This window comes from Streptomyces sp. NPDC058457, assembly GCF_042720695.1.
Lineage (GTDB): Bacteria > Actinomycetota > Actinomycetes > Streptomycetales > Streptomycetaceae > Streptomyces.
This window is the reverse complement of the sequence record NZ_JBHXLU010000135.1, coordinates 21801-28228: the sequence shown is the minus strand read 5'-3', so window position 1 is coordinate 28228 and position 6428 is coordinate 21801. Positions and strand designations below refer to the sequence as shown.

Here is a 6428-nt window from a genome sequence, read left to right as displayed (position 1 = left end):
ACGGCCCGGGTCCAGAAAGGCGTCGTAGCCCCGCGCTCGAACAGCCCGGCGAGAGTGTGGTTCCCGCTACTGGAGCTGTTCACAAGGAATTAGGGCCTCCTGGTACTGCGCGGCTGGGATCGCAACCCCGAGCTGCCAAGAGGACCTGCCACCATGCCCCGACCGCCGGGAGACCGCCCGAACAGGAACCCTGCCCGGCGGATCAGGCCTGCCGGACAGTCAGCGGACGGCGGCTCAGAACAGGCCGTTGGAGTGCGGCAGTTCGGCCGGGACGGGAGCGATGACGTCCCAGTGCTCGACTATCCTGCCGCCGACGACACGGAACAGGTCCCAGTAGGCGACCGGCACCCCGAACTCGCCCTCCGACTGAAGGAGCACGAGGTCGCCCTCGGCCACGACCTTGTGGACGTTCTTGTAGACCAGGGTCTTGCCCTGTTCGGCCCACTTGGCCGCGGCGGCACCGAAGCCGTCCAGGCCGTCGGCCGCCTCCGGGTTGTGCTGGCGGTAGGTCTCCGTGGAGATGTAGTCGGTGAGCACCGAGTAGTCGGCGCCCTTGAGGACCTTCTCCGCGAACTCGGCGACCAGTTCGCGGTTCGCCTCGGTCCTCTCCAGGTCGGCCGGCTCGGCCGGGCCGTCGGTCTGTGCGCGGCCGGAAGCGGTCGCCGTCACCACCGGCGTCAGCGCGTCCCAGTGCTCGGCGAGCTTGCCGTCGGCGTCCACGCGGAACAGGTCGAAGGCGACCAGGGGCTCGGGGCCGAAGCCGTGGTACGTGCCGTGCAGCGCGACCAGGTCGCCATCGGCGATCACCCGGGCGCCCTCGTAGCGAAACCCGTCCGGCAGGCCGGCCACCAGCTGCCGCAGCGCCTCCGGGCCGTCCGCCGCGAGGCTGCTGTGCTGACGGTAGTCGGCGGCCACCCAGCGGTCCACCGCGCTCGGGTCCTTGTCCCCGAAGAGCTCGCCGGCCGCCTTGAGGACGGTCTCCTTGTTGCTCATGGCACCTCTCCTATCTGCATCTTCCGGCGACACCTCGCCCGCCGGACTGCATCCACTCTCGCGGCCGGCCCGCGCCGGCACACGGTAGAGTCAGGCATGGCCATGGTCGAAACGGGACAAGCACCGGTGATCGAGCGGGGTTACCGCAACCCGGCCCGGCCGGGTCTGCGGATGGAGGTGCTCCCCTTCAGGGACCTCGCTCGCCGACTGCCGGGCGAGGAGTTCAGGCGTGTGCACCGGCTCGACTTCCATCAGCTCACCCTCGTTCACAGCGGCGAGGCGACCGGCATGGTCGACTTCGTCGACGTACCGCTTCGGCCGGGCACGCTGCTGTACATCCGGCCCGGTCAGGTACAGCACCTGCCGACGGCGTCCGGCAACGCCCCGGCGGACCTGGACGCCACCATCGTGCTCTTCACCCCGGACTTCCCGCCCCGGTCTCCAGCGACCGCCCGTGTGACGGACGACGCCTTCGGCCCGGCCTACTGGCCACTCGGCCCGGCCGACCACGAGCGCCTCCGCCGTGCCCTGGCCGACCTCGCCGCCGAGTACACCGACCTCCCCGAACAGGACCCGGAGATCACGAGGGAACTGCTGCGCCACCTGCTCGCGGCCCTGCTGCTGCGCATCGCCCGTCTCCCCGCCTCCGACGGCCGCGCACCGGCGGTCACGGAGGAGCCGTACCGGCTCTTCCGGCACGAACTGGAGCGATCCTTCGCGGTCCTGCGCCAGGGCCACGAATACGCCGCCCGGCTCGGCTATTCCCTCAAGACCCTCAACCGTGCCTGTCAGCGGGCCACCGGTCACACCGCGAAGCAACTCGTCGACGCCCGGGTCATGCTGGAGGCGAAACGTCTGCTGGCCAACACCGACCTGCCCGTCGCCGCCGTCAGCGCCCGGCTCGGCTTCACCGAACCCACCAACTTCAGCAAGTTCTTCACCAGGGAGAGCGGCCTGACCCCGGGAACCTTCCGCCACACCCAGCGCTGACCGACCGTCCTTCAGGGGACGAGCGCGTCAAGGAGCAGGCCGGCCCCGAAGGGCAGGGACAGCGCGCGGTCGCCGAGGTCGGCGGGGACGTCGGGATGATCGGGGTTCACCCGCACGAGCCGGGCCTGCCGGGTGTGGCGTACCAGGTTCTCCATCGGCAGGCGGATCACGCCCGGGGTGTTGAAGCCGGCGCCGATCTCCAGGACGAGCAGCCTGCCGTCCGCGGGGGCCCGGTCGAGCCAGCGGACCAGGCGCTGCCCGGCGGGGAGGTAGGAGTCGTCGACGAACTCGGGGCCGACCCGGACATTTGGGAAGACGGCGGCACCGCAGCGGGGGCACTGCGGCAGCACGGCCGGGTCGGTCACCCGGCCGCTCTCACGGTCGTACACCGCGAGGATCCGGTCGAAGTACGGCTTGCTGGGCCAGGTCTCGCGCGTGCAGGGCACCGTGCACTGGAGCCGGCCGTAGTCGCCCTGGGGGGTGAAGACCCGGTCCGCGGCGAAGCCGTTGCGGACGAAGAGTGCGTCGACGTTCGACGTCATGACCCAGTGGTCGCGGTCGCCGACCAGTGCCCGCAGCCGCCGGTAGAGCGGGTTGGGGCCCGGACCGTGGCGGATGTCGTCGATGTGGACGGCCCAGTAGCCCCACATCATGTCCGCGGGCAGCGGGACGCCCAGCAAGTAGCGCGACCGCAGTCCCAGCCGGTACAGCGCCGGAAGCAGTTCCTTGAAACGTTCGGCGTCGGCGTAGTCGAAGCCGGCGGCCGCGCTGAGACCCGCACCGGCCGCGACCAGGACCCGGTCGGCCTCTCCGAGCCAGGAACGCAGTGTCTCGACCGCCTGCGGTGCGGAGGTGTGGGTGTCGCTCGTGGAACTCACGATGCCTGGGGTCCTTCCGGTTAACCTGGTGACTGATGATGGTCAAAAACCGACACACTGCCTCGCGGGAGATCCCCGAGCTTCCATTCACCGCGCCTGCGGGTACGCCCACGGGTGCCGAGGTCATGTCGCTGACCGAGCTGCGAAGTCGTGTGTCGCAGACCGCCCTCGCCCGGCCCCAGCGCCCCGGCTTCCACCAACTGCTCACCCTCGCCTCGGGCGAACTCCGGCAGACCGTGGACTTCACCGGATACACCCTCCGGCCGGGTTCCTGGCTGTGGGTCCGCCCCGGGCGGGTGCAGCAGTGGGGGGACCTCACGAAGGCCGAGGGCACGCTGATCCTGTTCCAGCAGGACATGCTCGACGCCGCCACCGTGACGGCCGCCCGGGTCGACGACCCGTACGTCCCCGTCGTCAGCACCCCGGTCGCCGACGAAGCGCGGGCACTGGACCTGGCCGCCGACCACCTGCGGCACGAGTTCCAGGCGCTCGGTCACCTGCCGCTGGAGGTGCACATGGCGGCCCTGCGCCACCTGCTGGCGGTTCTGGTGCTGCGGCTGGCCCACCTGACGGTTCCGGCCGGCAGCCCCGCGCCGGAACCGGACGAGACCTATCTGCGTTTCCGTGACGCCGTCGAGCAGCACTTCACCCGCACCCGGCGCGTGGAGGACTACGCCCGGATGCTCGGCTATTCGGGACGCACTCTGGCCCGGGCCACACTGAACGGCGTCGGGCTGAGCGCGAAGGAGTTCGTCGACCGCCGGGTCGTACTGGAGGCCAAGCGGCTGCTGGCGCACAGCGACCAGACCGCCGCCCAGATCTCCGACCAACTCGGCTTCGTGAACCCCTCCCAGTTCAGCAAGTACTTCCTGCACCGGGTCGGCCGGTCCCCGATCGACTTCCGCGACGAGGTCCGCGGGCGCCGGGCGCCTCATGAACCGACGGGCGGTCAGAACGGGTAGCGGGCCTGCTGGGTGGCGATGGTCACCCAACGGGTGTTGGAGAAGGCCTCGATGCCCCACCGTCCGCCGAACCGGCCGTAACCGGACGCCTTGACACCGCCGAAGGGCGCCTGCGGCTCGTCGGCCACGGACTGGTCGTTGACGTGCACGATCCCGGTGCGGACGCGGCGTGCGACGGCGAGACCGTGGGTTGCGTTCTCGGTGATGACACCGCAGGTCAGGCCGTTGTCGGTGTCGTTCGCGAGCGCTACGGCGGTGTCGTCGTCGGAGAATGTCTCGAGCACGCACAACGGGCCGAAGGCCTCCCCGTAGTAGAGCTCGGCGCTCCTGGGCACGTTGGTGAGCACCGTCGCCGGGTGCACGGCGCGCTCCGCCCGGCCGCCGCCCGTGAGTACGGTGGCGCCCTCCGCGACCGCGTCCCGGACCAGACCGGCCACGCGCTCCGCGGCGGACGCGCTGACCAGCGGGCCCACCACCGTTTCCGGGTGGCTGGGGTCACCGGCCCGCAGCGCGGCGACCTTCGCGGTGAACTTCTCCTTGAACTCCTCGGCGAGCGAGGCGTGGACGAGGACGCGATCGGCCGACATGCAGATCTGGCCCGAGTTCATGAACACGCTGAAGGTGACGGCGTCGACGGCGTAGTCGACATCGGCGTCGTCGAGGACGATCACCGCGTTCTTGCCGCCCAGTTCGAGGACGGCCGGCTTCACATGGTCGGCCGCGTGCATGCCGATGATGCGGCCGACGTTCGTGGAGCCGGTGAAGTTGACGGCACGCACCCGGGGATCCGCGATGAGCGTCTCCGCGATCCGGGCGGCGTCCTCGCGGTCGTTGGTCACGACGTTGAGCACGCCGTCGGGCAGACCCGCCTCGCGGAGCACGTCGGCGATGAGCAGTCCGCAGGCGACGGGCGCGTCCTCGCTCGGTTTGACGACGACCGTGTTGCCCGCGGCCAGGGGACCCGCGACGGCCCGCACACCGAGGATGACCGGAGCGTTCCACGGGGCGAACGCCGCCACCACGCCCAGCGGTTCGCGCACGGCCAGCCCCAGCACCCCCTCCTGCTGGGCACTGAGTACCTCCCCGCGCGGCGCGGTGACCGCGGCGGCCGCCTCGCGCAGGATGTCGGCCCCGAGTCGCGCGTTGAAGTGCGCCCACGGGCGCGTTCCGCCCGCCTCGCGGGCCATGGTCTCCACGACCTGCCCGGTCCTGGACTCCAGCAGGTCGGCGGCTTTCAGGAAGATCGCCCGGCGGACGAACGGGGCAAGCGCGGCCCACTGTGCGAAGGCCGCGTCCGCGGCGTCCACGGCACGCGTCACGTCCTCCGGGCCGGCCGCGGGAACGGTCGCGTACACCTCGCCCGTGTAGGGGTCGATGTCCTTCGTGGTACGGCCGGAGAGCGCGGGCACGTCCTTGCCGTCGATCAGCATGTCACGGGTGAGGGGCATGGGGAGCTTCCTTCGGTACGGGAGGTGCAGGGCAGCAGCGGGCGGCCGAGGCAGCCGCGGGCGGCTGAGGAGGCCAGGTCACGGCGTCACGGCCGACGGCCGACAACCCGTCAGGGCTCGGTTCACGCCGCTGTGCCGAGGGCTCTTCGGTAGGCAGACTCGTCGTCGGCGTCGAACACGGTGAACACGATCCGGTCGAACCGGTCGGGGTGCGCGTCGAGCCAGTCGGAGACGGTGTGCAGGGCGATCCGGGCGGCCTCGTCCTTGGGATACCCGAAGACGCCGGTGCTCACGGCGCAGAAGGCCAGGGTGCGGATCGTCCCCACCTCGGCGGCGAGGCCGAGGCAGGACCGGTAGGAGGAGGCCAGCGCCGCAGCGTCACCGGTACGGGTCCTGCCGTCGGTGATCGGGCCGACGGTGTGCAGGACGTACCGGGCCGGCAGGTGATGTCCCCGGGTGATCTTGGCGGTTCCCGTCGGTTCGGAGGCACCCTGCAGTGTGATGACGGTCTCGCAGTCGTCGCGCAGCCGGGGTCCTGCGGCGTTGTGGATGGCGTTGTCGATACAGGGATGCAGTGGCTGGAAGCAGCCGAGCAGGGCGCTGTTGGCGGCGTTGACGATCGCGTCCGCCGCGATCGTGGTGATGTCCCCCCGCCACAGCGTGGTGTGGCGGGCGGCCCGGAAGGAGCTCCGGGGGAACACCTGGGCGACCGTGGGCAGTTGTCGGACCGCGACGGTGGGCCGCAGCCGGCGTTCCGCACCGAGAAGGGCATCGAGCACCTCGGTGGTGGCGTCGGGCAGCGGACCGGGCGGACGGACCGTGAGCAGGGCGCGCAGGAGCCGCCGGGCGGTGGCCGCGTCGGCCGCGCCCGGATCGCGCAGGGAGTCGGCGCGCAGGCCGAGCCGTGGCACGGCCGGGTCGCCGCTGAGCATGCGCAGTGCGATACGGACATGGTCGTCCAGCAGGTCGGCGGGCGCCGGGGCCGCCGACGGACGGAACGGCTCGTCGAGGGCGATCGCCTCCCGGTAGCCGGCCAGCGAAAGCGCCCGGGGCGGGACGCTCCGCTCGGCGAATCCGTGGGGCGGGAACGGCGAGTCGGCCATGGAAGGCTCCGGCGAGATGGTCGTGGAAGGTTCCGGAACGGACATCGGAGAAGA

The 6428-nt window shown here is 71.3% G+C and carries 6 protein-coding genes; 2 read left to right on the top strand and 4 right to left on the bottom strand.

Features of this window, described 5'->3' with window-relative positions:
- Positions 1-234 precede the first annotated feature (234 nt).
- The gene (locus tag ACFWPS_RS50815) at positions 235-993 is read right to left on the bottom strand and encodes a nuclear transport factor 2 family protein (protein ID WP_383720434.1); all 759 of its coding nucleotides are present in this window, start codon (positions 991-993) and stop codon (positions 235-237) included.
- A gap of 96 nt (positions 994-1089) precedes the next feature.
- On the opposite strand from ACFWPS_RS50815, the gene ACFWPS_RS50810 reads away from it, so the two are divergent.
- Positions 1090-1983: a helix-turn-helix domain-containing protein gene (locus ACFWPS_RS50810; RefSeq protein ID WP_383720431.1), complete on the top strand. Its 894-nt coding sequence runs from the start codon at positions 1090-1092 to the stop codon at positions 1981-1983.
- A gap of 11 nt (positions 1984-1994) precedes the next feature.
- Here ACFWPS_RS50810 and ACFWPS_RS50805 read toward each other — a convergent pair whose 3' ends face one another.
- Positions 1995-2861, bottom strand: a complete 867-nt coding sequence (locus ACFWPS_RS50805; RefSeq protein WP_383720428.1) for an NAD-dependent protein deacetylase of SIR2 family — start codon at positions 2859-2861, stop codon at positions 1995-1997.
- A gap of 35 nt (positions 2862-2896) precedes the next feature.
- Here ACFWPS_RS50805 and ACFWPS_RS50800 point away from each other — a divergent pair, with 35 nt between their 5' ends.
- Entirely contained in the window at positions 2897-3823 is a 927-nt protein-coding gene (locus ACFWPS_RS50800; RefSeq protein ID WP_383720425.1) for a helix-turn-helix domain-containing protein, read from the top strand.
- On the opposite strand, the gene ACFWPS_RS50795 is transcribed toward ACFWPS_RS50800, so the two are convergent.
- Positions 3811-5271: an aldehyde dehydrogenase family protein gene (locus ACFWPS_RS50795; protein WP_383720423.1), complete on the bottom strand. Its 1461-nt coding sequence runs from the start codon at positions 5269-5271 to the stop codon at positions 3811-3813. The two genes, ACFWPS_RS50800 and ACFWPS_RS50795, sit on opposite strands and share 13 nt — an antisense overlap.
- A 122-nt stretch (positions 5272-5393) precedes the next feature.
- Complete coding sequence (locus tag ACFWPS_RS50790; RefSeq protein WP_383720420.1) at positions 5394-6374, bottom strand: protein-ADP-ribose hydrolase; 981 nt, start codon at positions 6372-6374, stop codon at positions 5394-5396.
- Positions 6375-6428 lie beyond the last annotated feature (54 nt).